The sequence below is a fragment of the Streptococcus pseudopneumoniae genome (genome assembly GCF_001074975.1).
GTDB classification, from domain to species: domain Bacteria; phylum Bacillota; class Bacilli; order Lactobacillales; family Streptococcaceae; genus Streptococcus; species Streptococcus pseudopneumoniae_D.
Genome location: NZ_JUUO01000028.1, coordinates 1 through 26,920, shown reverse-complemented (window position 1 = coordinate 26,920; position 26,920 = coordinate 1). Strand labels below are relative to the sequence as shown.

Genomic DNA, 26,920 nt, shown 5'->3' with positions numbered 1-26,920 from the left:
AAGTAAATAAGGAGACAATATGAAACAACTATCTAGTGCACAAGTGCGCCAAATGTGGCTTGATTTCTGGGCGACCAAAGGTCACTCAGTAGAACCATCAGTGAGCTTGGTTCCTGTAAATGATCCTACACTTTTGTGGATCAACTCTGGTGTAGCAACCCTTAAAAAATACTTTGACGGGACTATTATCCCAGAAAATCCACGTATTACCAATGCCCAAAAGGCAATCCGTACCAACGACATCGAAAACGTAGGGAAGACTGCACGTCACCATACTATGTTTGAAATGTTGGGGAACTTCTCAATCGGGGATTACTTCCGTGACGAAGCCATCACTTGGGCTTATGAGCTTTTGACAAGCCCAGAATGGTTTGACTTCCCTGCTGAAAAACTTTACATGACCTACTATCCAGATGATAAAGATTCTTACAACCGTTGGATTGAAGTTGGAGTGGATCCAAGTCACTTGATTCCAATCGAAGATAACTTCTGGGAAATCGGTGCGGGACCTTCTGGACCAGATACAGAGATTTTCTTTGACCGTGGAGAAGCTTTTGACCCAGAAAATATCGGTATTCGCCTCCTTGCAGAAGATATTGAGAACGACCGCTATATCGAAATCTGGAACATCGTTTTGTCACAATTTAATGCAGACCCTGCTGTTCCTCGTAGTGAGTACAAGGAATTGCCACACAAGAACATTGATACGGGTGCTGGTTTGGAGCGTTTGGTGGCCGTTATCCAAGGAGCTAAGACAAACTTTGAAACAGACCTCTTCATGCCAATCATTCGTGAAGTGGAGAAATTGTCTGGTAAGGTCTACGACCAAGATGGCGACAACATGAGCTTCAAGGTTATCGCTGACCATATCCGTTCTCTTTCATTTGCCATCGGTGATGGTGCCCTTCCAGGAAATGAAGGTCGTGGTTATGTCCTTCGTCGTCTTCTCCGTCGTGCTTCTATGCATGGTCAAAAATTGGGTATCAACGAGCCTTTCCTTTACAAACTCGTTCCAACTGTTGGAAAAATCATGGAAAGCTACTACCCAGAAGTGCTTGAAAAACGTAACTTTATCGAAAAAATCGTTAAGAGCGAAGAAGAGTCATTTGCGCGTACTCTTCACTCAGGTCAACACTTTGCCCAAGGCATTGTAGCTGACTTGAAAGAAAAAGGTCAATCTGTCATTGCTGGTTCAGATGTATTTAAACTTTACGACACTTATGGATTCCCAGTTGAATTAACTGAAGAAATCGCTGAAGAAGCTGGTATGACTGTGGACCGTGAAGGATTTGAATCAGCCATGAAAGAACAGCAAGAACGCGCGCGTGCATCAGCTGTCAAGGGTGGCTCAATGGGTATGCAAAATGAAACTCTTCAAAACATCACTGTAGAAAGTGTCTTCAACTACAATGCTAGCCAATTGTCTTCTAAATTGGTGGCTATCGTGGCTGACAATGCAGAAGTAGAAGCTGTTTCAGAGGGAATTGCCTCTCTTATCTTTGCGGAAACTCCATTCTACGCTGAAATGGGTGGACAAGTAGCTGACCACGGTCAAATCTTGGATCCTGCAGGAAACCTTGTGGCTACTGTGACAAATGTTCAAAAAGCTCCGAATGGACAAGCCCTTCATACAGTTGAAGTCCATGCACCACTTGCTTTGAACCAAGAATATACCTTGGCAATTGATACAAATCGTCGTCACCGTGTTATGAAAAACCACACTGCGACTCACTTGCTTCACGCTGCCCTTCACAATATCCTTGGAAATCACGCAACACAAGCAGGATCTCTTAACGAAGTCGAATTCCTTCGTTTTGACTTTACCCACTTCCAAGCTGTGACTGCTGAAGAATTGCGTGCGATTGAACAGCAAGTCAACGAGAAAATCTGGGAAGCTCTTGAAGTGAAGACAGTTGAAACGGATATTGATACTGCTAAAGAAATGGGAGCTATGGCCCTCTTTGGTGAGAAATACGGCAAGGAAGTCCGTGTTGTCACTATCGGTGACTACTCTATCGAGCTTTGTGGTGGTACCCACGTTGGTAACACTTCTGAAATTGGCCTCTTCAAGATTGTCAAAGAAGAAGGGATTGGATCAGGAACTCGCCGTATCTTGGCAGTGACTGGTAAGGAAGCCTTTGAAGCTTACCGCGAACAAGAAGATGCTCTTAAAGCTGTCGCAGCAACCTTGAAAGCACCACAAGTCAAAGAAGTCCCTCACAAGGTAGAAGGACTTCAAGAACAACTTCGTCAATTGCAAAAAGAAAATGCTGAGTTGAAAGAAAAAGCCGCAGCTGCAGCCGCAGGCGATATCTTCAAGGATGTTAAGGAAGTCAATGGTCACCGTTACATTGCTAGCCAAGTATCTGTATCTGACGCTGGTGCCCTTCGTACATTTGCGGATAACTGGAAACAAAAAGACTACTCTGATCTTCTTGTCCTAGTTGCTGCTATCGGTGACAAAGTCAATGTTCTTGTAGCAAGCAAGACAAAAGACCTTCATGCAGGAAACCTTGTCAAAGAATTGGCACCAATCGTCGATGGACGTGGTGGTGGTAAACCAGACATGGCCATGGCGGGAGGAAGCAACCAAGCTAAGATTCAAGAATTGTTGGATGCAGTAGCAGGTAAATTGTAAGACAATAAAGATCTATCCATTTGGGCAGGTCTTTTTTGTGAATAGAAAAAAGCCAAATCCGTTTGGACCTGGCTTGGTAATCATTTGCTATTATACTCAATGAAAATCAAAGAGCAAACTAGGAAACTTGTCGTAGGCTGTACTTGAGTGCGGAAAGGCTACGTTGACGCGGTTTGAAGAGATTTTCGAAGAGTATTAGATTGTATTAGCTGCCCAGACACTTACCGAAGCAGCTGAGACTGGGAATTGTCCATAACCTTCCTCGTCAATTGTAACTTGACCTTGGTGGTTTTCAAGTAAATCTACGAAGGTTTGGTTAGTCCATTCTTGGCCGACAAACATTGACTTACTGTTTTCTTGGTCATTTGAAATCAAGACTGCGATTGGTGATTGATTTTCAGCACCTGAACGTACCCAACCGATACAGTTAGGGTCATCAAAGTAGTCATTTTGTTCTCCATAGGCCAAATCTTTTCGGATGGTTAGGAGGCGGTCAAGGACTTCTTTGAAATCTTGTTGAGCATATTGCCCTGAAATCCCATAGTAGTCGCCGTAAAAGACACATGGAAGGCCATTTTGGCGTAACAGAATGAGGGCATAAGCTGCTGGTTTGAACCATTCTTCAACGGTAGACTCAAGAGCCTGACCTCGTTGGGTATCGTGGTTGTCGACAAAAGTCACAGCCTTGTCGGGCTTGAGTTCAACCAAGCTATCTGTGAAAATACCACGAAGGTCATAGTTTGCGCCAGCTTGACTGGCTTCAAAGAGATTCTGGTGGAGACGAACATCGACAAGGTCAAAGCGTTCTTCCGTTTTTTCAAGATAGTCCAGATTGGCTTCCTTATCTGGATTCCAAAATTCACCAAAAACATAGAAATCTTGACCATATTTTTCCTTCATATCACGGATGAAATTGCGCATAAAGAAAGAATCGATGTGTTTGACTGCATCCAAGCGGAAACCAGTTACACCAGTCGTTTCCATGAACCAGTCAGCCCAGTCATAGATATTTTGAATGACTTCAGGATGTTTAAAGTCTAGGTCGGCATACATGAGGTAGTCGTAGTTTCCGTTCTCGTTATCAACTAATTCCTCATTTGCCCAGCCCTTGTTGTCCCCTTGGATCAGATAAATCCCAGACTTACGACGTTTGGCATCGTAGTCTGTGCCAGTAAAGTGGTACCAATGCCAGTGGAAGTCATTGTAGGTATCTTGGCGACCATCAAAGGTAAAGCTAGTCCAGCCATTGATAGTGAAGGGTTCTCCAAGTTCAACTGTACGGTCTATAGGATCCACTTCGATAACCTGAAAGGCTTCCATATGATCGGCTGCAGCCTTGTGATTGAGTACCACATCGGCCATGGGTTGAATTCCCTGCGCTTTTAGGGCTTGAATGGCTTGAAGATAGTCTTCTTTGAAACCATACTTGGTGCGGACAGTTCCTTTTTGGTTGAACTCTCCTAAGTCAAATAAGTCATAGACACCATAGCCCACATCTTTTTCATTGGTAGCCTTAAAAGCTGGTGGCATCCAGACATGGCTGATACCGAGATCAGCTAGGTGTTGAGCATCTTCAGCTAGACGCGTCCAGTGCTGACCGTCGTGGGGCAGATACCATTCAAAGTATTGCATGAGTGTTTGATTTTGCATTGTTTTTCCTCTTACTTGTCAATCTTGTTCTTTATTCTATCATAAAGTATTGGTTAGCGCCAACGTTTGCATAAAATAGAAGGAAACTATTTTAACTACTTAAAATAAAGTGTTGATTTTTTTGTATCAAAGTGCTAGTATAATAGTATGTAATATAGATAAAGATAGGAGTCAGCTCATGATTGAATTTCAAAATGTTAGTAAGTTGTATGGTGATAAAGAGGCTTTGAGCAATCTCAATTTGCAGATTGAAAATGGGGAGATTATGGGTTTGATTGGTCATAATGGGGCTGGAAAATCGACCACCATAAAATCCTTAGTCAGTATCATTTCGCCCAGCAGTGGCCGTATTTTGGTAGACGGTCAGGATTTATCGGAAAATCGCTTAGAGATCAAACGAAAGATTGCCTACGTTGCAGACTCGCCTGACTTATTTTTACGCTTAACAGCCAATGAATTTTGGGAATTGATTGCCTCATCCTACGATTTGAGTAGCTCTGACTTGGAGACTAGTCTAGCTAGGCTATTGAACGTTTTTGATTTTGCTGAAAATCGTTATCAGGTTATTGAAACCCTTTCTCACGGAATGCGTCAGAAAGTCTTTGTCATCGGAGCACTCTTGTCTGATCCTGATATTTGGGTCTTGGACGAACCCTTGACTGGTTTGGATCCTCAGGCTGCCTTTGATTTGAAGCAAATGATGAAGGAACATGCACAAAAAGGTAAGATTGTCTTGTTTTCAACTCATGTCCTAGAGGTAGCCGAGCAGGTCTGTGATCGGATTGCCATTTTGAAAAAGGGGCATTTGATCTATTGTGGTAGCGTAGAGGACTTGAGAAAAGACCACCCAGATCAGTCTTTGGAAAGTATCTACCTTAGCCTGGCTGGTAGAAAAGAGGAGGTTACAGATGCGTCTCAAGGTCATTAAAAAATTAGTTGATATCAATATCCTTTATTCATCTAAAGAAGCGAATCTGGCTAACCTACGAAAGAAGCAGGCTAAGAATCCCGGGAAAAAAGTAAATGTTTCAGCTAAAGTCTTACGCTCCTACATTTTTTCCAGTATCTTGATGCTCCTCTTGTTTATAAATATAGCCTTTCGTTTTCCTTTTGAGGAAATGCCAAGTCTTTTTAGTAGCATGGTTGCTATTTTATTGGTGCTTGCCTTTTCAACGGCTTTCACTGCCTTTTACAATGTCTTTTATGAGAGTAAGGATTTGGCCTCCTATAGTCCCTATGCCTTTAAAGAATCAGAGATTGTAATTGCTAAAGGACTGTCTGTTCTCTTGCCAGCTCTGGCTGGAATTGTACCAATTCTAGCTTATTTTCTAGTTCTCTACATTAGGCTAGCTCCTTCTCTTTGGTTGGGCTTGCCCTTGATGCTGCTGTCCTTGACCTTATTATTTGTCTCTGTTACTTTAGTGATGGTAGGGGTAGTGCATTTCTTGGCTCTAACTGCGGTTTTCAGAAAGTATCAGTCTATTTTTGCCAATGTGATGATTGGGATTGGGGTTCTAATGCCTTTATTATTTGTCCTACAGTCGACTTCTGGAGCTATAGTTGACAGAGGTAGAGACATTTCACCACTTCTTTACCCTATTCATCTCTTTTATAAAATAGCAGTAGAGCCTTTTTCGACAGAGGCCATACTGGGTCTGCTCGCTTGGATGGGATTAACTCTCTTCCTGCTTTATCTGACCAAAAAGAAGGTTCTTCCTCGTTTTTATGACGTTATCCTGCTTAACAGTGAGGAGAAGGTCAAAAAAGAACGTCGCAGTAAAGAGGGGATTTCAAGGACTAAAAAGGGATTTTTCCGCATGGTTTTGCGCTACAACCTCTCCCTCTTGGGACAGGGAACTGGCGTAATTACAGTGCTTTTTACAAGTGCCTTCCTTCCCTATCTCCTTATGTTCGGTCCAATTTCCACAATCCGAGATTCTCAGTTAGTTCCAGACGTTCATCCTTCATACTGGTTACCCTTGTTTTTTGTAGGAATGTTTATAGCAGTTGTCAATAACAATATTACCAGCCTGCCTTCAATTGCCTTATCCTTGGAGAGGGAAAATATTGATTTTCTGAAGAGTTTACCCTTTGACTTTGCTCGTTATGTGAAAGTGAAATTTTGGATTATCTTTGCTGTCCAGTCCCTCTTACCTATCGTGACTTTACTTGGTCTTTCCCTTTATTTAGGATTGCCCATCCTTTCGATGATTTACCTTCTTGTAGCATGGATCCTTGCCAGTGTCATCCTTTCTTGCCACCATTACTTTAAGGATGTGAAAAATCTGTCAACCAATTGGAGTAGCATTACGGACCTGGTGAATCGTTCAAAGGGCATAGTCAAAATGGTTCTGATTTTTATTTATAGTGCTATCTTGTATATTTCAGCCATTGTGAGCATATTCTTGGTTCAGCCTCTCTCCACTATCCTTGCCATCAGTTTGGGAGTAGGAGCTCTTATCCTCCTGCTTGGTCTTGCTATATTTAGCTATCATTACTACCTGTCACACATATTGGCAGAAATAGAAAAAAGATGAGCTAGTTAGTTGCTTGCTTGATAAATTTTATAAAAAGAAATGAAGCTGAGAAAAAACTACTTCTAACTATCAAAAAAACGAGCATTTCCGTAGTTGGAGATACTCGTTTTTCTAGTTTTTCTGTTATCATAATAAAAAACGACTAGAAATTTATAATAATGTATAAATTGCTTAAATTTAGGACTAGATCTTATCTATGATTTAATGGAGTTTGAGATGTTAGCCATTTATGGATGGCATACAAAATCATTGTTACTGGTGAGCTCTCTTATGCTTCCGGGTCTGCCTTTTATCTAGTTATTCTTATAAAAACCTGTTTTAGACTAGTTTACACTTTGGTAAGTTACCTGAGAAATTATCCTTATTTGTAAAACTCTGATAAGTATTGGCTGATTTGCTAGAAATGTGGTATAATTTTTCTTATGGAAAAGATTATCATTACAGCAACTGCTGAAAGTATTGAACAAGTTGAACAACTGCTCGAAGCTGGCGTAGACCGTATCTATGTTGGTGAGAAAGATTTTGGCCTTCGTCTGCCAACAACCTTTAGTTATGATCAATTGCGTGAAATCGCTAAGCTGGTTCATGATGCGGATAAGGAATTGATTGTTGCGGTTAACGCCCTCATGCACCAAGATATGATGGACCGTATCAAGCCTTTCTTAGACTTTTTGGAAGAAATCAAGACCGATTACATTACGATTGGGGATGCAGGTGTCTTTTACGTAGTCAACCGCGATGGTTATTCATTTAAGACCATCTACGATGCTTCGACTATGGTAACTAGCAGTCGTCAGATTAACTTCTGGGGACAAAAGGCTGGCGCATCTGAGGCTGTTTTGGCGCGTGAAATCCCATCTGCAGAACTTTTCAAGATGCCTGAAATTTTGGAAATTCCTGCTGAAGTGTTGGTTTACGGAGCTAGTGTTATTCACCATTCTAAGCGTCCGCTCTTGCAAAACTACTATAACTTTACGCATATCGATGATGAAAAGACTCGCAAGCGTGACCTCTTCTTGGCTGAGCCAAGTGACCCAGAGAGCCACTATTCCATTTTTGAAGACAATCATGGTACTCACATCTTTGCCAACAATGACCTGGATTTGATGACTAAATTGATAGAATTGGTGGAGCATGGCTTTACTCATTGGAAACTAGAAGGGCTTTACACTCCTGGTCAGAACTTTGTTGAGATTGCAAAACTCTTTATCCAAGCGCGTAGCTTGATTCAAGAGGGTAACTTTAGCCATGACCAAGCCTTCTTGCTAGATGAAGAAGTTCGTAAACTTCACCCTAAAAACCGATTCCTTGATACAGGATTCTATGACTACGATCCTGATATGGTTAAATAAAGTAAATGGACAGTTGAGAGAAGGAAGATTTAAAATTTCTTCTCTCAACTTTTTTATTTCTTCACCATTTTCAAAAAATCAGCAGGCTAGGCTGCTCTATTTGACGGTGTTTTTAATACAAGTAACTTTCTTGAGTTTGAAAATTATCCCATGTTTGCAGGTGCCAAATGGCCCTTTTTTTGGTATAATTTTTTATAATGAAAACGATTGGTAATCGCTATGTTGTGGTTGATTTAGAGGCAACTAGCACAGGTAGTAAGGCTAAAATTATCCAAGTGGGAATTGTTGTGATTGAGGATGGAAAAATCGTTGATCACTATACGACGGATGTCAATCCCCATGAACCTTTGGATGATCATATCAAAGAACTGACAGGATTGACAGATCAACGTCTGGCGCAAGCACCTGATTTTTCGCAAGTTGCCAGAAAAATCTTTGACTTGGTGGAGGATGGGATTTTTGTAGCCCATAATGTTCAGTTTGATGCCAATCTCTTGGCGGAAAATTTATTTTTTGAAGGCTATGAGCTAAGAAATCCTCGTGTTGATACGGTCGAATTGGCCCAAGTCTTTTTCCCTGAGCTGGAAAAATATAGCTTGCCGATATTGTGCCGAGAATTAGGAATTCCTCTTAAACACGCTCACACAGCCCTTTCAGATGCCCAAGCTACAGCAGAATTACTTCTTTTTTTACGGGAAAAGATGGCCCAGCTTCCTAAAGGTCTCTTGGAACGTTTGTTGGAAATGGCTGACGCTCTCCTATATGAGTCCTACCTGGTTATTGAAGAAATTTATCGCAGCCAATCTATCCTGAGTTCTCCAGACTTGGTCCAAGTTCAAGGACTGTATTTCAAGAAAATTCCAGCTCTCTTGGAGCCACGAAAACTATCTCAAGACTTTTCTAAAAATATTTCTCTGTTGAACCTTGAGGTGAGAGAGGAGCAAGAAAGTTTTGCTAAAGAGGTTGGCTTGCTATTGAAAGATGAGCCTGTCTCTCTAATTCAAGCGCCGACAGGGATTGGGAAAACCTATGGCTATCTCTTACCTGCTTTATCTCAAGCCAAAGAGCGTCAAATTGTTCTTAGTGTTCCGACAAAGATTCTTCAAAATCAAATCATGGAAGAAGAAGGTAAACGTCTCAAGGAAGTGTTCCATATAGATATTCATAGTTTAAAGGGGCCACAAAATTATCTGAAGTTGGATGCCTTTTATCGTTCCTTGCAGGCAAATGATGAAAATCGCTTATTTAGACGCTTTAAAATGCAACTCTTGGTCTGGCTGACTGAGACAGAGACAGGAGATTTGGATGAAATTGGGCAACTTTACCGTTATCAACATTTTCTGACAGATCTTCGTCATGACGGAAATTTATCATCCAAGAGCTTATTTGTAATGGAAGATTTCTGGAAACGTAGTCAAGAAAAGGCACAAACCTGCAAGCTTTTAGTGACCAATCATGCCTATCTTGTAACCAGACTGGAAGATAATCCTGAATTTGTCAGCGACCGTTTATTGATTATTGATGAAGTTCAAAAGATTTTGTTAGCTTTAGAAAATCTGCTTCAAGAGACCCACGATATCCAGTCTATTATCGATTTGCTTGATAAGGCTTTACTGGAGGAGCAAAATAAGGTCCAGCAACGAATACTAGAAAGTATTCGCTTTGAGTGCCTCTACTTGATCGAACAATTTCAGTCTGGGAAATCTAAGAAAAATATCTTAGATTCTCTTGCCAATCTCCACCAGTATTTTTCAGAATTAGAAGTAGAAGGCTTTGAAGAGCTGGTTCGCTATTTTACAACTGACCGAGATTACTGGCTTGAAGCAACTGAAACGAGTCAAAAGAAAATTCAGATTTCTTCTACGAAATCAGGCCGTATTCTTCTATCTTCTTTAGTGCCTAATTCATGTCAAGTCTTGGGCGTGTCGGCTACTCTTGAGATTAGTCAGAGAGTTTCTTTGGCAGACCTTCTAGGCTATCCTGAAGCCAAATTTGTCAAGGTTGAAACTCGGAAAAAACAAGATCAAGAAGTGGTCTTGGTTAAAGATTTCCCTTTGGTAACAGAAACCTCCTTAGAAGTTTACGCTAAAGAGGTAGCTAATTTGCTGATGGAAGTTCAAGCTTTCCAGCAACCGATTTTAGTTCTCTTTACTGCTAAAGACATGCTTCTAGCAGTATCGGATTTACTTCCAGTTAGCCACTTAGCCCAGTATAAAAATGGGGATGTTCATCAGCTTAAGAAACGCTTTGAAAAAGGTGAACAACAAATCCTGCTTGGTGCAGCAAGTTTCTGGGAGGGAGTTGATTTTTCAAGTCATCCTTTTGTGATTCAAGTTATACCAAGACTTCCTTTCCAAAATCCCCAAGAGCCCTTGACGAAAAAGATTAATCAGGAACTGAATCAAGAAGGAAAAAATGCCTTTTATGATTATCAGTTGCCAATGGCCATTATTCGCTTAAAGCAGGCTTTGGGAAGAAGTATGAGACGCGAACACCAACGTTCCTTAACTCTTATTTTGGATAGGAGAATTGTCGGAAAGCGATATGGCAAACAAATAGTAGCATCTCTAGCAAAAGAAGCGACTGTTAAAACCCTCTCTCAGTCTGAAGTTAATGAAGTTATTGATAAATTTTTAAATGAACTTTGATAAGTAGTATTGTATGAAAGTATAAGGTTAATATATATGAAACGTTCTCTCGACTCTAGAGTCGATTATAGTTTGCTCTTGCCAGTATTTTTTCTACTGGTTATTGGCGTGGTGGCTATTTATATAGCCGTTAGTCATGATTATCCAAATAATATTCTGCCCATTTTAGGGCAACAGGTCGCCTGGATTGCCTTGGGGCTTGTGATTGGTTTTGTGGTCATGCTCTTTAATACAGAATTTCTTTGGAAGGTGACGCCTTTCCTATATATTTTAGGATTGGGACTTATGGTCTTACCGATTGTCTTTTATAATCCAAGTTTAGTTGCATCAACGGGTGCCAAAAACTGGGTATCTATAAACGGCATTACCCTATTCCAACCGTCAGAATTTATGAAGATATCCTATATCCTCATGTTGGCCCGTGTCATTGTCCAATTTACAAAGAAACATAAGGAATGGCACCGTACAGTATCTTTGGACTTTTTATTAATTTTTTGGATGATTCTCTTTACCATTCCAGTCCTAGTTCTTTTGGCACTTCAAAGTGACTTGGGGACGGCTTTAGTCTTTGTAGCCATTTTCTCAGGAATCGTCTTGCTATCAGGAGTTTCTTGGAAAATTATTATTCCAGTATTTGCGACTGCTGTAACAGGAGTTGCTGGTTTCTTAGCTATTTTTATCAGTAAGGATGGTCGTGCTTTTCTCCATCAACTGGGGATGCCGACTTATCAAATCAACCGTATTTTGGCTTGGCTTAATCCATTTGACTTTGCCCAAACAACCACTTACCAGCAGGCTCAAGGACAGATTGCGATTGGTAGTGGTGGCTTGTTCGGTCAAGGGTTTAATGCTTCTAATTTGCTTATCCCAGTTCGAGAGTCGGATATGATTTTCACGGTTATTGCAGAAGATTTTGGCTTTATTGGCTCTGTCCTTGTTATCGCCCTTTATCTCATGCTGATTTACCGTATGTTGAAGATTACACTTAAATCAAATAACCAGTTCTATACTTATATTTCCACAGGTTTGATTATGATGTTGCTCTTCCATATCTTTGAGAATATCGGTGCTGTGACAGGTTTGCTTCCCTTGACGGGGATTCCCTTGCCTTTCATTTCACAAGGTGGGTCGGCGATTATCAGTAACTTGATTGGTGTTGGCTTGCTTTTATCGATGAGTTACCAGACAAATTTAGCTGAAGAAAAGAGTGGAAAAGTTCCATTCAAGCGAAAAAAAGTTGTATTAAAACGAATCAAATAAGGAGGAAATCATGGTTAAAGTAGCAGTAATGTTGGCTCAGGGCTTTGAAGAAATTGAAGCTTTGACAGTTGTAGACGTCTTGCGTCGTGCTAATATCACATGTGATATGGTTGGTTTTGAAGAGCAAGTAACGGGTTCGCATGCAATCCAAGTAAGAGCAGATCGTGTTTTTGATGGTGATTTATCAGACTATGACATGATTGTCCTTCCTGGCGGAATGCCTGGTTCTGCACATTTGCGTGACAATCAGTCCTTGATTCAAGAATTGCAAAGCTTTGAGCAAGAAGGGAAGAAACTAGCAGCCATTTGTGCGGCGCCAATTGCCCTCAATCAAGCAGGGCTATTGAAAAACAAGCAATACACTTGCTATGATGGCGTTCAAGAGCAAATCCTTGATGGTCAATATGTCAAGGAAACAGTAGTGGTAGATGGTCATTTGACAACCAGTCGAGGCCCCTCAACAGCCCTTGCCTTCGCCTACGAGTTGGTGGAGCAACTAGGAGGAGACGCAGAGAGTTTACGAACAGGAATGCTTTATCGAGATGTCTTTGGTAAAAATCAGTAAAACGGGAGTCAAACTCTCGTTTTTTATGTGGAAAACTCAGGGAAATCATCGCTTTTTTAATGAAAAAATGGTATAATGAAAGCTATGAAATATCACGATTATATCTGGGATTTAGGTGGAACTTTACTAGATAATTATGAAACTTCAACAGCTGCATTTGTTGAAACTTTAGCGCTGTATGGCATCACACAGGACCATGACAGTGTCTATCAAGCTTTAAAGGTTTCTACTGATTTTGCGATTGAAACATTCGCTCCCAACTTAGAGCATTTTTTAGAAAAGTACAAGGAAAATGAAGCCAGAGAGCTAGAACATCCTATTTTGTTTGATGGAGTTTCTGACTTATTGGAAGACATTTCAAATCAAGGTGGGCGTCATTTTTTGGTCTCTCACCGAAATAATCAGGTCTTGGAAATTTTAGAAAAAACCTCTATAGCAGCTTATTTTACAGAAGTGGTGACTTCTAGTTCAGGATTTAAGAGAAAACCAAATCCTGAGTCCATGATTTATTTAAGAGAAAAGTATCAGATTAGCTCTGGTCTTGTCATTGGTGATCGGCCGATTGATATCGAAGCCGGGCAAGCTGCAGGACTAGCTACCCACTTGTTTACCAGTATCGTGAATTTAAGACAAGTATTAGACATGTAAGAAAAAGGAATAAGATGACAGAAGAAATCAAAAATCTGCAGGCACAAGATTATGATGCCAGTCAAATTCAAGTTTTAGAGGGCTTAGAGGCTGTTCGTATGCGTCCAGGGATGTATATCGGGTCAACTTCAAAAGAAGGTCTTCACCATCTAGTCTGGGAAATTGTTGATAACTCAATTGACGAGGCCTTGGCAGGATTTGCCAGCCATATTCAAGTCTTTATTGAGCCAGATGATTCGATTACTGTTGTCGATGATGGGCGTGGTATCCCAGTCGATATTCAGGAAAAAACAGGTCGACCTGCCGTTGAGACTGTCTTTACTGTCCTTCACGCTGGAGGAAAGTTTGGCGGTGGCGGATATAAGGTCTCAGGTGGTCTTCACGGAGTAGGGTCCTCAGTAGTTAATGCCCTTTCCACTCAATTAGACGTTCATGTCCACAAAAACGGTAAAATTCATTACCAAGAATACCGTCGTGGTCATGTTGTTGCGGATCTTGAGGTGGTTGGAGATACAGATAAAACGGGAACAACAGTTCACTTCACACCAGACCCAGAAATCTTCACTGAAACAACAACCTTTGATTTTGATAAATTAAATAAACGGATTCAAGAGTTGGCCTTTTTAAATCGCGGTCTTCAAATCTCCATCACTGATAAGCGTGAAGGTTTGGAACAAACCAAGCATTACTATTATGAAGGTGGAATTGCTAGTTACGTTGAATATATCAATGAGAACAAGGATGCGATCTTTGATACACCAATCTACACAGATGGTGAGATGGATGATATCACAGTTGAAGTAGCCATGCAGTACACAACGGGTTACCATGAAAATGTCATGAGTTTCGCTAATAATATTCATACACATGAAGGTGGAACGCATGAACAAGGTTTCCGTACAGCCTTGACACGTGTTATCAACGACTATGCTCGTAAGAATAAGTTACTGAAAGACAATGAAGACAACTTAGCAGGGGAAGATGTCCGCGAAGGATTAACTGCAGTTATCTCAGTTAAACACCCAAATCCGCAGTTTGAAGGACAAACCAAGACCAAATTGGGAAATAGTGAAGTGGTCAAGATTACCAATCGCCTCTTCAGTGATGCCTTCTCTGATTTCCTCATGGAAAATCCACAGATTGCCAAGCGAATCGTGGAAAAAGGAATTTTAGCTGCCAAGGCTCGTGTGGCTGCCAAGCGTGCGCGTGAAGTCACTCGTAAAAAATCTGGTTTAGAAATTTCCAACCTTCCAGGGAAATTAGCAGACTGTTCTTCTAACAATCCTGCTGAAACAGAACTCTTCATCGTCGAAGGAGATTCAGCTGGTGGGTCAGCTAAATCTGGTCGTAACCGTGAGTTCCAGGCAATCCTTCCGATTCGTGGTAAAATCTTGAACGTTGAAAAGGCAAGTATGGATAAAATTCTTGCTAACGAAGAAATTCGTAGTCTTTTCACAGCGATGGGAACAGGATTTGGTGCAGAATTTGATGTTTCAAAAGCCCGTTACCAAAAACTCGTTTTGATGACCGATGCCGATGTCGATGGAGCCCACATCCGTACCCTTCTTTTAACCTTGATTTATCGTTATATGAAACCAATCCTAGAAGCTGGTTATGTTTATATTGCCCAACCACCAATCTATGGTGTTAAGGTTGGAAGTGAGATTAAAGAATATATCCAGCCAGGAGCAGATCAAGAAACTAAACTTCAAGAAGCCTTAGCCCGCCACAGTGAAGGTCGTGCCAAACCAACCATTCAGCGTTATAAGGGTCTTGGTGAAATGGACGATCATCAGTTATGGGAAACAACCATGGATCCTGAACATCGCTTGATGGCTAGAGTTTCTGTGGATGATGCTGCAGAGGCAGATAAAATATTTGATATGCTGATGGGAGATCGAGTAGAACCTCGTCGTGAGTTTATCGAAGAAAATGCCGTCTATAGTACACTGGATGTCTAAAAAATCGGGAGAAGTAGTTCCCTTGGTTTGAAAAATATGATATAATCGTTACGATTGTTTCAAGTAAAAAAGGAGTTTAATATGTCTGCTAGACCAGTAATTTATTTAATAATTGCAGTTGCAGTTTTATTGGTCATTGCCTATGCTATCGCAATCTATGTAAGGAAGCGCAATGAAAGTAAATTAGCAATTTTAGAAGAGAAAAAAGAAGAGCTTTACAATCTTCCAGTTAATGATGAAGTTGAAGCTGTAAAAAATATGCACTTGATTGGACAAAGTCAGGTGACTTTCCGTGAATGGAATCAAAAATGGGTTGATTTATCTCTTAATTCTTTTGCCGATATTGAAAATAATCTTTTCGAGGCAGAAGGCTATAACAACTCATTCCGTTTTTTCAAGGCCAGTCATCAAATTGACCAAATCGAGAGTCAAATTACCTTGATTGAAGAAGATATTGCGGCAATTCGCAATGCCTTGGCAGATTTGGAGAAACAAGAGTCTAAAAATAGTGGACGTGTTCTTCATACCTTGGACTTGTTTGAAGAGTTGCAACACCGAGTTGCTGATCATTCTGAAGAATATGGCCAAGGTTTATCTGAAATTGAAAAACAATTGGAAAATATCCAATCAGAGTTTTCTCAGTTTGTAACTTTAAATTCGTCTGGTGACCCAGTAGAGGCTGCTGTGATTTTGGATAATGCTGAAAATCATATCTTGGCTTTAACGCATATTGTTGATCGTATACCAGCAATTGTAGCAACATTATCTAAAGACCTACCTGATCAACTGGAAGATTTAGAAGATGGCTACCGTAAGCTTTTAGATGCTAATTATCATTTTGCTGAAACGGATATTGAAGCGCGTTTCCAACTGCTTTATGAAGCTCTCAAGAAAAATCATGAGAATATTGCGAAACTAGAATTGGATAATGCAGAGTACGAAAATACTCAAATCCAAGAAGAGATTAATGCACTTTATGATATCTTTACAAGAGAAATTGCGGCACAGAAAGTAGTAGAAGGTTTAGTAGCAACACTTCCTACTTATCTTCAACACATGAAGGAAAATAATGCTTTATTGATAGAAGACATTGAGCGTTTGAGTAAAAACTATTTACTTTCTGAGTCAGATGCAAGTCATGTTCGTCGTTTACAGTCCGAATTAGAAAGCTTTGAGACTGCTATTATTGAGGCAACTTCAAATCAAGATGAACCGACTCAAGCATATTCAATTCTTGAAGAAAAACTTGAATCTCTGCAGGAAAATCTTAAAAATATTGAAGATGAACAAATTGCAGTTAGTGAGCGTCTTGCACGAGTTGAGAAAGATGATATCAATGCACGTCAAAAGGCAAATGTATATGTTAATCGTCTCCATACAATCAAGAGATATATGGAAAAACGGAACCTACCTGGTATTCCACAAACTTTCTTGAAGTTATTCTTTACAGCAAGTAATAATACGGAAGATCTAATGGCTGAATTAGAACAAAACTTAGTCAATATAGAGTCAGTTAACCGTATTCTTGAAATTGCAACAAAGGATATGGAGGAGCTTGAGGAGGAAACTTATAATATTGTAAAGTATGCAACCTTGACAGAGCAACTCTTGCAATATTCTAACCGCTATCGCTCATTTGATGAACGCATCCAAGAAGCATTTAACGAAGCTTTAGATATTTTTGAAAAAGAATTTGATTATCACGCTTCATTTGACAAGATTTCTCAAGCATTGGAAGTGGCAGAGCCCGGTGTAACCAACCGCTTTGTTACCTCATATGAGAAAACACGTGAAACGATTCGTTTTTAATAAAAGAAAAAGATTTGATTGTGTGAGAAACAGAATCAAATCTTTTTTATAGTAATACTTTTCAAAAATCTTTTCAAACCACGTCAGCTTCGCCTTGCCTTATATATGGTATTGCCTTCGTTAGTCTTATCTGTAGCTTCAAAGTTATGCTTTGAGCCCCCTGTGGCTAGTTTTCTAGCGTGCTCTTTGCTTCTTTATTGAGTATAAGGTAGAGCCGTAATCTTTATCAAAAGGCATAATAGCAGATGTAGAAAATCTTGCTACTATGCCTTTTATTATGGAAAGACTTAATGGATTTTTTCTCAAATCGAGTTTTTATACTCTTCGAAAATCTCTTCAAACCCCGTCAGCTTCGCCTTGGATTATATATGTGACTGCCTTCGTCAGTCTTATCTACAACCTTAAAGCAGTGCTTTGAGCCCCCTGTGGCTAGCTTCTTAGTTTGCTCTCTGATTTTCATTGAGTATTACTCAACTTCTTTACTTGATTGGAATCGAAATTCCAATTAATTTCTCTGAGTAGAGTGTCTTGATATTGGCTTCATCAATAGAATCCTTATCAATTTTACGTTTCAAGAAAAATTCTTGGATGGATTCAATTTCAGTTTCGCGAATAGCACGGTGTTTGTTTGAGATGAGGATTTCATAGTGAAGCGGAGCTTGGGTAAAAATAACATCTGTATTCCCTGCAGAATAAACCTCAACAAGGGTTGCATCGGTACTTTCTAGCTGGCTTTTAACAAGTTGCGAGTGTGAGTTTGTCGTATTGATAAGCTTCATAACATTTCCTCCAATTTTCTAATTCTATTATAGCACTTTTTGAATAAAGTAGCTTGATTTAGTCAATCTTATGCTGTTTTTTCCAAGATTCGATAGCCCATTTATGACTACCACGTTTAAGGTTTTCAATAGCCTCGTCAATAGGGAACCAGGCAATATGATTAAAGTCTTCTAGTGGTTTTTGCACTTCTTTGAAAGAAGTCGCTTCATAGAGGTAGGCAGGATTGTAGTAGTAGGTATCACGGTGACGAGAGTAGAAATATTCGTCAGCTTGTCCGTAATAGGCACCGATTTCAGCTGTGAAGCCAAGCTCTTCAATCAATTCACGTTTTAGGGCTTCCTGATGATTTTCACCTGCTTCAATTCCACCACCTGGTAAGAACCAAGCGCCATTTGGTGCTTGAACAAGAACAATTTGTTTTTGTTCAGCGTCAGGGATAACTGCATATACGCCATAACGAGCAACATAGTCTGTATTTGCTTTTTTTTCTCCGAAAGTTGGGTTTGCCATTGCATTTTCCTCATTCTCTAGTATCTTTATTATTATCATAATGGACTAAGGCCGAGCTGTCAAGAACTTATAGTTATTTTAGTAAAAAGGAGCAGAAAATTTTCATTTTCTACTCCTTTTCTATAGGATTTATACTTCTTTTTCAGAAGTCTTTACTTCAGTTTTTTTGGCAGATTTTATTTGAATCTTGCCCTTGCTGGTCATAACTGCCTTGAGGTCTTTTTCACTTGGGTTTTCAAGGTAGTAGTCAGTGATTGCGTCCTCAATATAATCTTGAATAGTTCGGCGAAGTGGGCGTGCTCCCATTTTTGGATCATAACCGAGGTCAACCAGCTTTTCCTTGACCTTGTCTGTCACATCGAGGTGGATGTTATTGCTAGAGAGGCGTTTGTTAACATCTGCTAGCATAAGTTCGACGATTTGGAGGAGGTTATCCTTGCTGAGAGCTTTGAACTCGATGATGCCGTCAAAACGGTTCATAAATTCTGGGCTAAAGAAATTGCCGAGTTCACCAAGAACAGAGTTGGTACGTCCTTCGCGAGCAGCTCCAAATCCAACGCTGGCTTCGGCTTTTCCAGTCCCAGCATTTGAGGTCATGATAATGATGGCATCCTTGAAGCTAACGGTGCGTCCTTGTCCATCTGTCAAACGGCCATCATCCAAGACTTGAAGGAACATGTGCATAACATCTGGGTGAGCTTTTTCCACTTCATCGAGAAGGATGAGAGAGTATGGATTGCGGCGAACTTTTTCAGTTAACTGACCGGCCTCATCGTAGCCAACATAACCTGGAGGGGCACCAACTAATTTCGCAACACTGTGTTTTTCCATATACTCGCTCATGTCAAAGCGAATCATGCTGTCAGCAGAACCAAAAAGTTCAATGGCTAGTTGTTTGGAAAGTTCTGTCTTACCGACACCAGTTGGCCCGACAAAGAGGAAACTTCCGATTGGGCGGTTAGGCGTACCGAGACCGACACGATTACGGCGAATAGCTTTTGCAATTTTATCAACTGCATCATCCTGTCCAATAACATGAGACTTGAGATCTTCGGCTAGATGGACGAGTTGAGATTGTTCTTTCTCTTTTAAGTCACCAACAGGAATGTTTGTTTTCTGCTCGATAATGTGCTCAATGGTTTTCTCGCTGATGATAGGAATGTCTTGGTCCGTGACTTTTTTCTTTTGCATTTCCTTATACTTGACAATCTGATCGCGGAAGTAGGCAGCCTTCTCAAAATCTTCCTCTCGTGTAGCCTGAGATTTGAGATTTTCAGCCTCAATCAAGCGCTGATCAATCACTTTAGGATCTACAAAATTCAGGGTCAAGTTCATCTTAGAACCAGCCTCATCCAGGAGGTCAATGGCCTTGTCAGGTAAGAAGCGATCTTGGATGTAGCGATTGGAAAGAGTTGCAGCTGCTTCAATCGCAGCATCAGTATAGTGGACGTGGTGATAGTCTTCGTATTTTTTCTGAATCCCTTTGAGGATAGTGATTGTTTCGTCCACGGTTGGTTCATCAACCTTAACAGGCTGCATACGACGCTCTAAGGCAGCATCCTTTTCAATGATACGGTATTCATTGAGGGTAGTAGCACCAACCAACTGCAGTTCTCCACGAGCAAGGGCTGGTTTGAGGATATTTCCAGCATCCATATTGCCATCGCCAGCAGAACCTGCACCGACAATTTCATGGATTTCATCGATAAAGAGAATGATGTCCTCACGTTTGCGAATTTCTTCCATGAGTTTTTGCATACGTTCTTCAAATTGTCCACGGATACCCGTTCCTTGAACCAAGCTAACCACATCCAGACGGATGACTTGTTTTCCTTGGAGTTTATGTGGAACATCGCCATCGACGATTTTCTGAGCTAGACCTTCGACAACGGCAGTTTTACCGACACCTGGTTCACCGATAAGAACAGGATTATTCTTAGTTCTACGATTGAGAATTTCGATGACACGGATAATCTCATCGTCACGTCCAATCACAGGGTCAATATCTCCACGACGAGCAATCTCAGTTACGTTGATACCAAACTCTTCTAGCAGGCCTTTTTCTTGGCTAGGTGGCGGAGTTTGAGCAGATCCACGATTTTGAGAACCATAACCGCCGTTTCCACCGTAACCTCCACCTGATTGGGTTGGAGGAGTTGGAGGAGTGTTGTTAGAAGGTCTAAAATTGTTTAGGTCATTGAAGAAATCACCAAAAGGATCAAAGTCACGATTGTTCAGATCCGTCCTACCTTTAAAGAGGCTATTGTTAGGATCTGTTTTGATAATCTTATAGCAGTTTTGACAGAGGTCAATTTGTTTTTGTTTTCCATTGAGATTGGTGTAAAGATGAATTGTTGAGTCATTGATTTTACAGTTTTGACAAAGCATACATCTACCTCATTTCTTTCTTTAGCCGGACCCGTATAAAGGTCAAAAATAGTCAAAATTCTATACTCTCATTATAACAGGATTGGGGTGTAAAGCAAGTAAAAAGATTGTAGCTTTGGGAAGTTGTTGCAATGAAAATCTTTGTGAATTTGAACTATAAAAAAATCCTATTTGTGAGACAAAAAGGATTTTGGTTAGACATGCAGGGGTAATCCCGGCTTGTTTTATATTAGTATAGGAGTTCGTAAATCTCCATTGCAATTAAGTCAATGCTGTCAAACGTATAAGTTTCGCGAGCTTCGACATCACGAAGGGTAAAAATTGATCCGTTTTCTTCGTCGTGGCTGTATGCAACTTCTGCAACAACAACTCCTTCGCGTTCAAAATTACGTTTTAAATTTCCGCCGTCTTTTGCCATTGCTTCGAGGCGGTTGATAATTCTAACCAAATGTGATTCCATTTTGATTCTCCTTCATTTCTTATCGTTACTATTTTACCATAAAGGAGGCCAACTTGACTAGAAAAAACTAAGATTTCTCGCTAAATCTACTAGTTTTAAGTTTTTTTGAATAAATAGGATAAAAAGTTTGAATTTTAATTCAATACATGTTATAATCATACAGTATTCTATTTTAGAAAGCAGTGTGACTATGAATTTTTCTTTTTTACCTAAGTATTTACCTTATTTTAACTATGGGGCTGTTGTGACGGTTCTCATTTCTATCTGTGTTGTCTTTTTGGGAACTATTTTGGGTGTTGTCTTGGCTTTTGGGCAACGTTCAAAGTTTAAACCGCTGGTTTGGCTGGCCAACTTGTACGTTTGGATTTTCCGTGGGACACCGATGATGGTTCAGATTATGATTGCCTTTGCCCTTATGCATATCAATGCTCCGACTATTCAGGTTGGAATTTTAGGTGTTGATCTTTCTCGTCTGATTCCAGGGATTTTGATTATCTCTATGAACAGTGGTGCTTATGTTTCTGAGACTGTTCGTGCCGGAATTAATGCGGTTCCTAAGGGTCAGTTAGAGGCGGCCTATTCTTTAGGGATTCGTCCTAAAAATGCCATGCGCTATGTGATTTTACCACAAGCTATCAAAAATATCTTGCCAGCCTTGGGGAACGAATTTATCACCATTATCAAGGATAGTTCCCTCTTATCAGCTATTGGTGTCATGGAGTTGTGGAATGGGGCTACAACAGTTTCTACAACAACCTATTTGCCTTTGACACCACTTTTATTTGCAGCCTTTTACTACTTGATTATGACTTCTATTTTGACAGTGGCTTTGAAAGCTTTTGAAAAACGTATGAGACAAGGAGATAAGAAATAATGACAGAAATCTTGATAAAAATCGAAAATTTACATAAATCATTTGGAAAGAATGAAGTATTGAAGGGTATCAACCTCGAGATTAAAAGAGGTGAAGTTGTCGTTATCATCGGTCCTTCAGGGAGCGGGAAATCTACCTTGCTTCGTTCTATGAATTTGTTGGAAGAAGCGACCAAGGGGAAGGTTATCTTTGAGGGAGTCGATATTACGGACAAGAAGAATGACTTGTTTGCCATGCGTGAGAAGATGGGCATGGTTTTCCAACAATTCAATCTCTTTCCTAATATGACTGTGATGGAAAATATCACCTTGTCTCCTATCAAGACCAAAGGTGAAAGTAAGGAAGTTGCTGATAAGAGAGCTCAGGAACTTTTGGAAAAAGTTGGTTTACCAGATAAGGCAACAGCTTATCCACAGAGTTTGTCAGGTGGCCAGCAACAACGGATTGCTATTGCGCGTGGGTTGGCCATGGAACCAGATGTTTTGCTCTTTGACGAGCCGACTTCAGCCTTGGACCCTGAAATGGTAGGTGAGGTGCTGGCTGTTATGCAAGACCTTGCCAAATCAGGAATGACCATGGTTATCGTAACACATGAGATGGGATTCGCCCGTGAGGTGGCAGATTGTGTCATCTTTATGGCAGACGGTGTGGTTGTTGAAGACGGAACACCTGAACAGATTTTTGAACAAACCCAAGAACAACGGACTAAGGACTTCTTGAGTAAGGTTTTGTAGGATCTGGTTTATAGGAAGAAGAGGAGTGGAATGCATGGCCTCAAGTAAGGAATATTTAGCCTTTATTCTCGAACGGTTATCAGAACTAGAGGAGATAAGTTACCGTTGCATGATGGGGGAGTACATCCTTTATTATCGTGGGAAAATCATTGGTGGAATCTATGATAATCGTTTTTTACTGAAGCCTGTGAAGGCAGTCTTGGATCAGCTGGGACAGCCTAGGCTTGAATGTCCTTATGAAGGAGCCAAGGAGATGATTCTGCTAGAAGAACTTGAAGATAAGTCTTTTCTAGCGAAGTTAATCAAAGAGATGTATGCCTACTTACCTGCTCCCAAAGTCAAGAAGAAGTCCTGAAAAACTTGCCTGAGAAAAAATAGATGATAAAAGCTCAAAAAGAGCTTTTTCTTATAGTTTGAAACTATAGGATAGCCTAGGAAAGAAGTGTTAGAGGAGACCAGTAGTTTTTGGTATAATGGAAGATAGTTTGAAAGAAAAGAGAAGTGATATGACACAGATTATTGATGGCAAGGCTCTAGCAGCTAAGTTACAAGGACAGCTGGCTGAAAAGACTGCAAGATTAAAGGAAGAAACGGGGCTAGTACCTGGTTTGGTGGTGATTTTGGTTGGGGACAATCCTGCCAGCCAAGTCTATGTTCGCAACAAGGAGAAGTCAGCCCTTGCGGCTGGTTTCCGTAGTGAAGTTGTGCGAGTTCCAGAAACAATTACCCAAGCAGAATTGTTAGACTTGATTGCCAAATACAATCAAGATCCAGCTTGGCATGGGATTTTGGTCCAGTTGCCTTTACCTAAACATATTGATGAAGAAGAGGTTTTATTAGCCATTGATCCTGAAAAGGATGTAGATGGTTTCCATCCGCTAAACATGGGGCGTCTTTGGTCTGGTCATCCAGTCATGATTCCTTCTACACCTGCAGGTATTATGGAAATGTTCCATGAATATGGGATTGACTTGGAAGGTAAAAATGCGGTCGTCATCGGTCGTTCCAATATCGTCGGAAAACCCATGGCTCAGCTTCTTTTGGCTAAAAATGCGACAGTAACCTTGACTCACTCACGAACTCATCATCTTGCCAAGGTGGCTGCTAAAGCAGATATTCTTGTAGTCGCAATCGGCCGCGCCAAGTTTGTGACTGCTGACTTTATCAAACCAGGTGCAGTTGTTATCGATGTGGGAATGAACCGTGATGAGAATGGCAAGCTTTGTGGTGATGTTGACTATGATGCTGTTGCACCACTTGCTAGCCATATCACGCCAGTCCCCGGAGGTGTCGGTCCTATGACCATTACTATGCTGATGGAACAAACTTATCAGGCAGCGCTTCGTACACTAAACAAGGACTAGGAAGATGAAATCTGGATGGGACGCTGTCTTTTGACTATATGACCATAGATGAAGAGATTAAGCAGGTTCTTTTAAGGGCTGAAGATCATGGGCATGAGGTTGTCTTTGCCTCAGCTCGCTCTTATCGGGATTGTTTGGGATTATTAGGTACCGATCTCAGTCAGCGTTTGGTTATAGGTTTGAATGGTGGTGTAGCCTATTATCTGGGGAAAGCTATCTATAAAAGAAATCTCGATACTAGAGTTTATCAGGCGCTAGTAGATTATTGCCAGACCTACAATCTCCCTTTCTTTGCAGATGATTGCTTTGACTATAGTGGTCAGATCATGGAGAAGATTCCATTTATCGCTAGTGTGGATCCCCTAAAGGTAGCTCGTCATCAGAACCTCAAGGACTTGGGTACTCCGATTAAGGTAGTCGTTTATATGGGAGACCATGAGGATTTGCTTGATGACCTGCTTGGACAGTTAGAAAGACTGGGGCAGGCTCATCTGTCCTATCATGTGCATGAAAAGTGCCTTTATGTCAACCCTTGGGATACTCATAAGGCGACAACTGTTGAAAAATTGTGTGGAGAGAATTTCATTGCTTTTGGAAATGATCAAAATGATATTGAACTGTTTAAAACATCTCTCTATTCAGTCCAGATAGGAGATTTTGCTGGTCTTACTCCATATGCAGATGAAACGTTAGAGCTAAAAGGAGAACCTTCTCCAGCAGTGGCAGCTAAAATCTTACAGACCTTTGCGGAATTTAAGGTAAAATAAATAAAAGGAGGTCTGACCCTCCTTTTGTAGTATAATAAAGTGAGGTGATTAGATGATTTTAAAAATTTATAATGGGGAATATAGTTTACAATGGGATGGAATATACTACTTAGCACTAATTGATTATCCAAATATTCAAGAATGGGAATTAGAAAAAATTGCTAAATTTATAGCTTACGAAAAACTTCATAAACGTCAAACAAGTATTGAGTGTGCTGATTCTTGTTTAAAAAAAGAGATTTCAGATTACATCTTTCAGCATCCCTTTCTGCCACCATTTACCCCTACAGATAAAAGAGTAGCCTCGACTTATGATCTACATAAGAGGTTGGTGACTTCAGACTACTGTAGTCATACTACGACTATAGATGCAGCGATTTCTATCTTTAAAACAGGTCAGCTCTTATCTGCTGTGAAAGCCTTTGGGCGAGATGCTGAGGAGTTGGTTTTGGATAGTAGAAATGCTGCATCGGATCCGATAGATTATTTTGACTATGTCATGTTAGGGTGGTCAAATACAAGTTCTGGTTATCGATTAGCGATGGAGCGTTTATTAGGTCGAGCTCCTTCAGAGAAAGAATTACAAGACAAGTTTATTCCTGGAGTGAGTTTTCATTTTATCTATACAGATTTGATTAAACTTACTGGATATATTTTTGATGGCTACCATGTTGCAAAAATTAAGGACATGTTGAATTTATTTAGTGAGTTGTATATTTGTATTATTCCAACTCATAATAAGAGCCAATTTGAAAATATTATTCCAACTAAAATACAAGATAGGGTGCATTATCTTGACTATGCTGGAGAAGACTTAGAAGAGTGGACTAAGAAAGTCTATCAAGTTGTTTTAAAACAATCAGATAAAGGATAGTTGAGGAAAAAACGATGAAAGTGATTGATCAAGACTTACTAGAAAAAGTCATTATTGAACGTTCTCGTACAAGTCATAAAGGAGACTATGGTCGCTTGCTTCTGTTAGGTGGAACTTATCCTTACGGTGGTGCTATCATCATGGCTGCTTTGGCAGCTGTTAAAAGCGGTGCAGGATTGGTGACTGTTGGAACGGATAGGGAAAATATCTCATCTTTGCACAGTCATTTACCAGAATCTATGGCCTTTTCTCTTCAAGACCAGCAATTGTTAAAAGAGCAATTGGAGAAGGCAGAAGTTGTCTTGTTGGGGCCTGGTTTACGAGACGATGCTTTTGGAGAAGATTTAGTCAAAGAGGTCTCTACTAGCTTAAGACAGAATCAGATTTTGATTGTAGACGGAGGTGCTTTGGCTATTCTTGCCAGAACAAGTTTGTCATTTCCATCTAACCAGCTTATCCTAACTCCCCACCAAAAAGAATGGGAAAAGTTGTCTGGTATTGCTATTGAAAAGCAAAACGAAGCTACAACAGCTAGTGCCCTGACTTCTTTCCCTCAAGGAACAATTTTGGTAGAGAAAGGTGCAGCTACTCGTATTTGGCAAGCTGGCCAATCTGATTATTACCAGTTACAGGTTGGCGGTCCCTATCAGGCGACTGGAGGAATGGGAGATACTCTGGCTGGGATGATTGCAGGATTTGCAGGCCAGTTTAAACAATCCAGTCTCTACGAGCGTGTGGCAGTAGCAACCCATCTTCATTCAGCCATAGCCCAAGAATTATCTCAAGAACATTATGTGGTCTTGCCGACGGAAATCAGCAGTCATCTTCCCAAAGTAATGAAAAAAATATCTCAAAAGAGACTGGGGTAATACTCTTCGAAAATCAAATTCAAACCACGTCAGCGTCGCCTTACCGTATTCAAGTACAGCTTGCGACTAGCTTCCTAGTTTGCTTTTTGATTTTCATTGAGTATAAAATTCAATTTCAGGAGAAAACGAAGTAAATCGTACCACAATAAAACGCATAATATCAAGTTTTTGGCTCTATAATATTTGTAGTGGGTAAATCCCCTATGGATATTATGGAGCCTACTTTGTTGTA

General features: G+C 40.4%; 22 protein-coding genes. 17 read left to right on the top strand and 5 right to left on the bottom strand.

The genetic code is table 11. The features are described 5' to 3' along the window. The first annotated feature begins 19 nt into the window (after window positions 1-19). A complete protein-coding gene (alaS, locus tag ADI86_RS01255) occupies window positions 20-2,638 on the top strand; it encodes an alanine--tRNA ligase (protein WP_049531453.1) in 2,619 nt (872 codons plus the stop codon). A 195-nt stretch (window positions 2,639-2,833) separates the two neighbouring features. Here alaS and ADI86_RS01250 read toward each other — a convergent pair whose 3' ends face one another. After that, entirely contained in the window at window positions 2,834-4,288 is a 1,455-nt protein-coding gene (locus tag ADI86_RS01250; RefSeq protein WP_049531452.1) for an alpha-amylase, read from the bottom strand. Between the two features lie 178 nt (window positions 4,289-4,466). Here ADI86_RS01250 and ADI86_RS01245 point away from each other — a divergent pair, with 178 nt between their 5' ends. The 9 genes from ADI86_RS01245 to ezrA all read left to right on the top strand — a co-directional run bounded on the left by ADI86_RS01245 (window position 4,467) and on the right by ezrA (window position 17,068). Beyond that, window positions 4,467-5,216, top strand: coding sequence for an ABC transporter ATP-binding protein (locus ADI86_RS01245; protein ID WP_049531451.1), 750 nt, complete (start codon window positions 4,467-4,469; stop codon window positions 5,214-5,216). Next, the gene (locus ADI86_RS01240) at window positions 5,197-6,825 is read left to right on the top strand and encodes a hypothetical protein (protein WP_049531450.1); all 1,629 of its coding nucleotides are present in this window, start codon (window positions 5,197-5,199) and stop codon (window positions 6,823-6,825) included. Before ADI86_RS01245 ends, ADI86_RS01240 begins: the two co-directional genes overlap by 20 nt. Window positions 6,826-7,247: 422 nt before the next feature. Next, window positions 7,248-8,177: a peptidase U32 family protein gene (locus ADI86_RS01235; RefSeq protein WP_049531449.1), complete on the top strand. Its 930-nt coding sequence runs from the start codon at window positions 7,248-7,250 to the stop codon at window positions 8,175-8,177. A gap of 197 nt (window positions 8,178-8,374) precedes the next feature. After that, the gene (locus ADI86_RS01230) at window positions 8,375-10,825 is read left to right on the top strand and encodes a bifunctional DnaQ family exonuclease/ATP-dependent helicase (protein ID WP_049531448.1); all 2,451 of its coding nucleotides are present in this window, start codon (window positions 8,375-8,377) and stop codon (window positions 10,823-10,825) included. Window positions 10,826-10,861: 36 nt separating this feature from the next. Further along, a complete protein-coding gene (locus ADI86_RS01225) occupies window positions 10,862-12,085 on the top strand; it encodes an FtsW/RodA/SpoVE family cell cycle protein (RefSeq protein ID WP_049531447.1) in 1,224 nt (407 codons plus the stop codon). 10 nt (window positions 12,086-12,095) lie between these two features. Continuing rightward, window positions 12,096-12,650 carry a DJ-1 family glyoxalase III gene (locus ADI86_RS01220; protein ID WP_049531446.1) on the top strand — a complete coding sequence of 185 codons (555 nt, stop codon included), beginning with the start codon at window positions 12,096-12,098 and terminating at the stop codon, window positions 12,648-12,650. 84 nt (window positions 12,651-12,734) lie between these two features. Further along, on the top strand, window positions 12,735-13,298 hold the full coding sequence (locus ADI86_RS01215; RefSeq protein WP_049531473.1) for an HAD family hydrolase: 564 nt from the start codon (window positions 12,735-12,737) through the stop codon (window positions 13,296-13,298). Window positions 13,299-13,312: 14 nt separating this feature from the next. Continuing rightward, window positions 13,313-15,259, top strand: a complete 1,947-nt coding sequence (gene gyrB, locus ADI86_RS01210; protein WP_049531445.1) for a DNA topoisomerase (ATP-hydrolyzing) subunit B — start codon at window positions 13,313-13,315, stop codon at window positions 15,257-15,259. 81 nt (window positions 15,260-15,340) lie between these two features. Next, the gene (ezrA, locus tag ADI86_RS01205; RefSeq protein ID WP_049531444.1) at window positions 15,341-17,068 is read left to right on the top strand and encodes a septation ring formation regulator EzrA; all 1,728 of its coding nucleotides are present in this window, start codon (window positions 15,341-15,343) and stop codon (window positions 17,066-17,068) included. A 479-nt stretch (window positions 17,069-17,547) separates the two neighbouring features. On the opposite strand, the gene ADI86_RS01200 is transcribed toward ezrA, so the two are convergent. From ADI86_RS01200 to ADI86_RS01185, 4 genes are all read right to left on the bottom strand, one after another. Further along, window positions 17,548-17,847, bottom strand: a complete 300-nt coding sequence (locus ADI86_RS01200; RefSeq protein ID WP_049531443.1) for a DUF1827 family protein — start codon at window positions 17,845-17,847, stop codon at window positions 17,548-17,550. A gap of 58 nt (window positions 17,848-17,905) precedes the next feature. Next, window positions 17,906-18,358 carry an NUDIX hydrolase gene (locus ADI86_RS01195; RefSeq protein ID WP_049531442.1) on the bottom strand — a complete coding sequence of 151 codons (453 nt, stop codon included), beginning with the start codon at window positions 18,356-18,358 and terminating at the stop codon, window positions 17,906-17,908. 129 nt (window positions 18,359-18,487) lie between these two features. Continuing rightward, window positions 18,488-20,746 (bottom strand): ATP-dependent Clp protease ATP-binding subunit, encoded by a 2,259-nt coding sequence (locus tag ADI86_RS01190; protein ID WP_049531441.1) that lies wholly within the window; start codon window positions 20,744-20,746, stop codon window positions 18,488-18,490. A gap of 229 nt (window positions 20,747-20,975) precedes the next feature. Then, window positions 20,976-21,206: a DUF1797 family protein gene (locus ADI86_RS01185; protein WP_000443570.1), complete on the bottom strand. Its 231-nt coding sequence runs from the start codon at window positions 21,204-21,206 to the stop codon at window positions 20,976-20,978. Window positions 21,207-21,396: 190 nt separating this feature from the next. Here ADI86_RS01185 and ADI86_RS01180 point away from each other — a divergent pair, with 190 nt between their 5' ends. The 7 genes from ADI86_RS01180 (at window position 21,397) to ADI86_RS01150 (ending at window position 26,688) form a co-directional block, all read left to right on the top strand. Next, complete coding sequence (locus tag ADI86_RS01180; protein WP_049531440.1) at window positions 21,397-22,080, top strand: amino acid ABC transporter permease; 684 nt, start codon at window positions 21,397-21,399, stop codon at window positions 22,078-22,080. After that, on the top strand, window positions 22,080-22,814 hold the full coding sequence (locus tag ADI86_RS01175; RefSeq protein ID WP_049531439.1) for an amino acid ABC transporter ATP-binding protein: 735 nt from the start codon (window positions 22,080-22,082) through the stop codon (window positions 22,812-22,814). The genes ADI86_RS01180 and ADI86_RS01175 overlap by 1 nt, the downstream gene beginning before the upstream one ends. Before the next feature lie 34 nt (window positions 22,815-22,848). Next, window positions 22,849-23,169, top strand: coding sequence for a TfoX/Sxy family protein (locus ADI86_RS01170; RefSeq protein WP_049531438.1), 321 nt, complete (start codon window positions 22,849-22,851; stop codon window positions 23,167-23,169). 151 nt (window positions 23,170-23,320) lie between these two features. Continuing rightward, the gene (locus ADI86_RS01165) at window positions 23,321-24,178 is read left to right on the top strand and encodes a bifunctional methylenetetrahydrofolate dehydrogenase/methenyltetrahydrofolate cyclohydrolase (protein WP_049531472.1); all 858 of its coding nucleotides are present in this window, start codon (window positions 23,321-23,323) and stop codon (window positions 24,176-24,178) included. A gap of 11 nt (window positions 24,179-24,189) precedes the next feature. Then, window positions 24,190-24,945: an HAD hydrolase family protein gene (locus tag ADI86_RS01160; protein ID WP_275043681.1), complete on the top strand. Its 756-nt coding sequence runs from the start codon at window positions 24,190-24,192 to the stop codon at window positions 24,943-24,945. A 52-nt stretch (window positions 24,946-24,997) separates the two neighbouring features. Next, the gene (locus ADI86_RS01155; RefSeq protein ID WP_049531436.1) at window positions 24,998-25,819 is read left to right on the top strand and encodes a hypothetical protein; all 822 of its coding nucleotides are present in this window, start codon (window positions 24,998-25,000) and stop codon (window positions 25,817-25,819) included. Between the two features lie 14 nt (window positions 25,820-25,833). Continuing rightward, window positions 25,834-26,688, top strand: a complete 855-nt coding sequence (locus ADI86_RS01150) for an NAD(P)H-hydrate dehydratase (protein ID WP_049531435.1) — start codon at window positions 25,834-25,836, stop codon at window positions 26,686-26,688. Window positions 26,689-26,920: the final 232 nt, after the last annotated feature.

Excerpts from the sequence above, each read along its gene's own strand:
- ADI86_RS01225 (WP_049531447.1), top strand. The coding sequence starts at position 10,862 with ATGAAACGTTCTCTCGACTCTAGAGTCGATTATAGTTTGCTCTTGCCA.
- alaS (WP_049531453.1), top strand. The coding sequence starts at position 20 with ATGAAACAACTATCTAGTGCACAAGTGCGCCAAATGTGGCTTGATTTC.
- ADI86_RS01220 (WP_049531446.1), top strand. The coding sequence starts at position 12,096 with ATGGTTAAAGTAGCAGTAATGTTGGCTCAGGGCTTTGAAGAAATTGAA.
- ezrA (WP_049531444.1), top strand. The coding sequence starts at position 15,341 with ATGTCTGCTAGACCAGTAATTTATTTAATAATTGCAGTTGCAGTTTTA.
- ADI86_RS01150 (WP_049531435.1), top strand. The coding sequence starts at position 25,834 with ATGAAAGTGATTGATCAAGACTTACTAGAAAAAGTCATTATTGAACGT.
- ADI86_RS01195 (WP_049531442.1), bottom strand. The coding sequence starts at position 18,358 with ATGGCAAACCCAACTTTCGGAGAAAAAAAAGCAAATACAGACTATGTT.
- ADI86_RS01230 (WP_049531448.1), top strand. The coding sequence starts at position 8,375 with ATGAAAACGATTGGTAATCGCTATGTTGTGGTTGATTTAGAGGCAACT.
- ADI86_RS01185 (WP_000443570.1), bottom strand. The coding sequence starts at position 21,206 with ATGGAATCACATTTGGTTAGAATTATCAACCGCCTCGAAGCAATGGCA.
- ADI86_RS01235 (WP_049531449.1), top strand. The coding sequence starts at position 7,248 with ATGGAAAAGATTATCATTACAGCAACTGCTGAAAGTATTGAACAAGTT.
- ADI86_RS01215 (WP_049531473.1), top strand. The coding sequence starts at position 12,735 with ATGAAATATCACGATTATATCTGGGATTTAGGTGGAACTTTACTAGAT.
- ADI86_RS01180 (WP_049531440.1), top strand. The coding sequence starts at position 21,397 with ATGAATTTTTCTTTTTTACCTAAGTATTTACCTTATTTTAACTATGGG.
- ADI86_RS01165 (WP_049531472.1), top strand. The coding sequence starts at position 23,321 with ATGACACAGATTATTGATGGCAAGGCTCTAGCAGCTAAGTTACAAGGA.
- gyrB (WP_049531445.1), top strand. The coding sequence starts at position 13,313 with ATGACAGAAGAAATCAAAAATCTGCAGGCACAAGATTATGATGCCAGT.
- ADI86_RS01250 (WP_049531452.1), bottom strand. The coding sequence starts at position 4,288 with ATGCAAAATCAAACACTCATGCAATACTTTGAATGGTATCTGCCCCAC.
- ADI86_RS01240 (WP_049531450.1), top strand. The coding sequence starts at position 5,197 with ATGCGTCTCAAGGTCATTAAAAAATTAGTTGATATCAATATCCTTTAT.
- ADI86_RS01155 (WP_049531436.1), top strand. The coding sequence starts at position 24,998 with ATGATTTTAAAAATTTATAATGGGGAATATAGTTTACAATGGGATGGA.
- ADI86_RS01190 (WP_049531441.1), bottom strand. The coding sequence starts at position 20,746 with ATGCTTTGTCAAAACTGTAAAATCAATGACTCAACAATTCATCTTTAC.
- ADI86_RS01175 (WP_049531439.1), top strand. The coding sequence starts at position 22,080 with ATGACAGAAATCTTGATAAAAATCGAAAATTTACATAAATCATTTGGA.
- ADI86_RS01245 (WP_049531451.1), top strand. The coding sequence starts at position 4,467 with ATGATTGAATTTCAAAATGTTAGTAAGTTGTATGGTGATAAAGAGGCT.
- ADI86_RS01200 (WP_049531443.1), bottom strand. The coding sequence starts at position 17,847 with ATGAAGCTTATCAATACGACAAACTCACACTCGCAACTTGTTAAAAGC.
- ADI86_RS01170 (WP_049531438.1), top strand. The coding sequence starts at position 22,849 with ATGGCCTCAAGTAAGGAATATTTAGCCTTTATTCTCGAACGGTTATCA.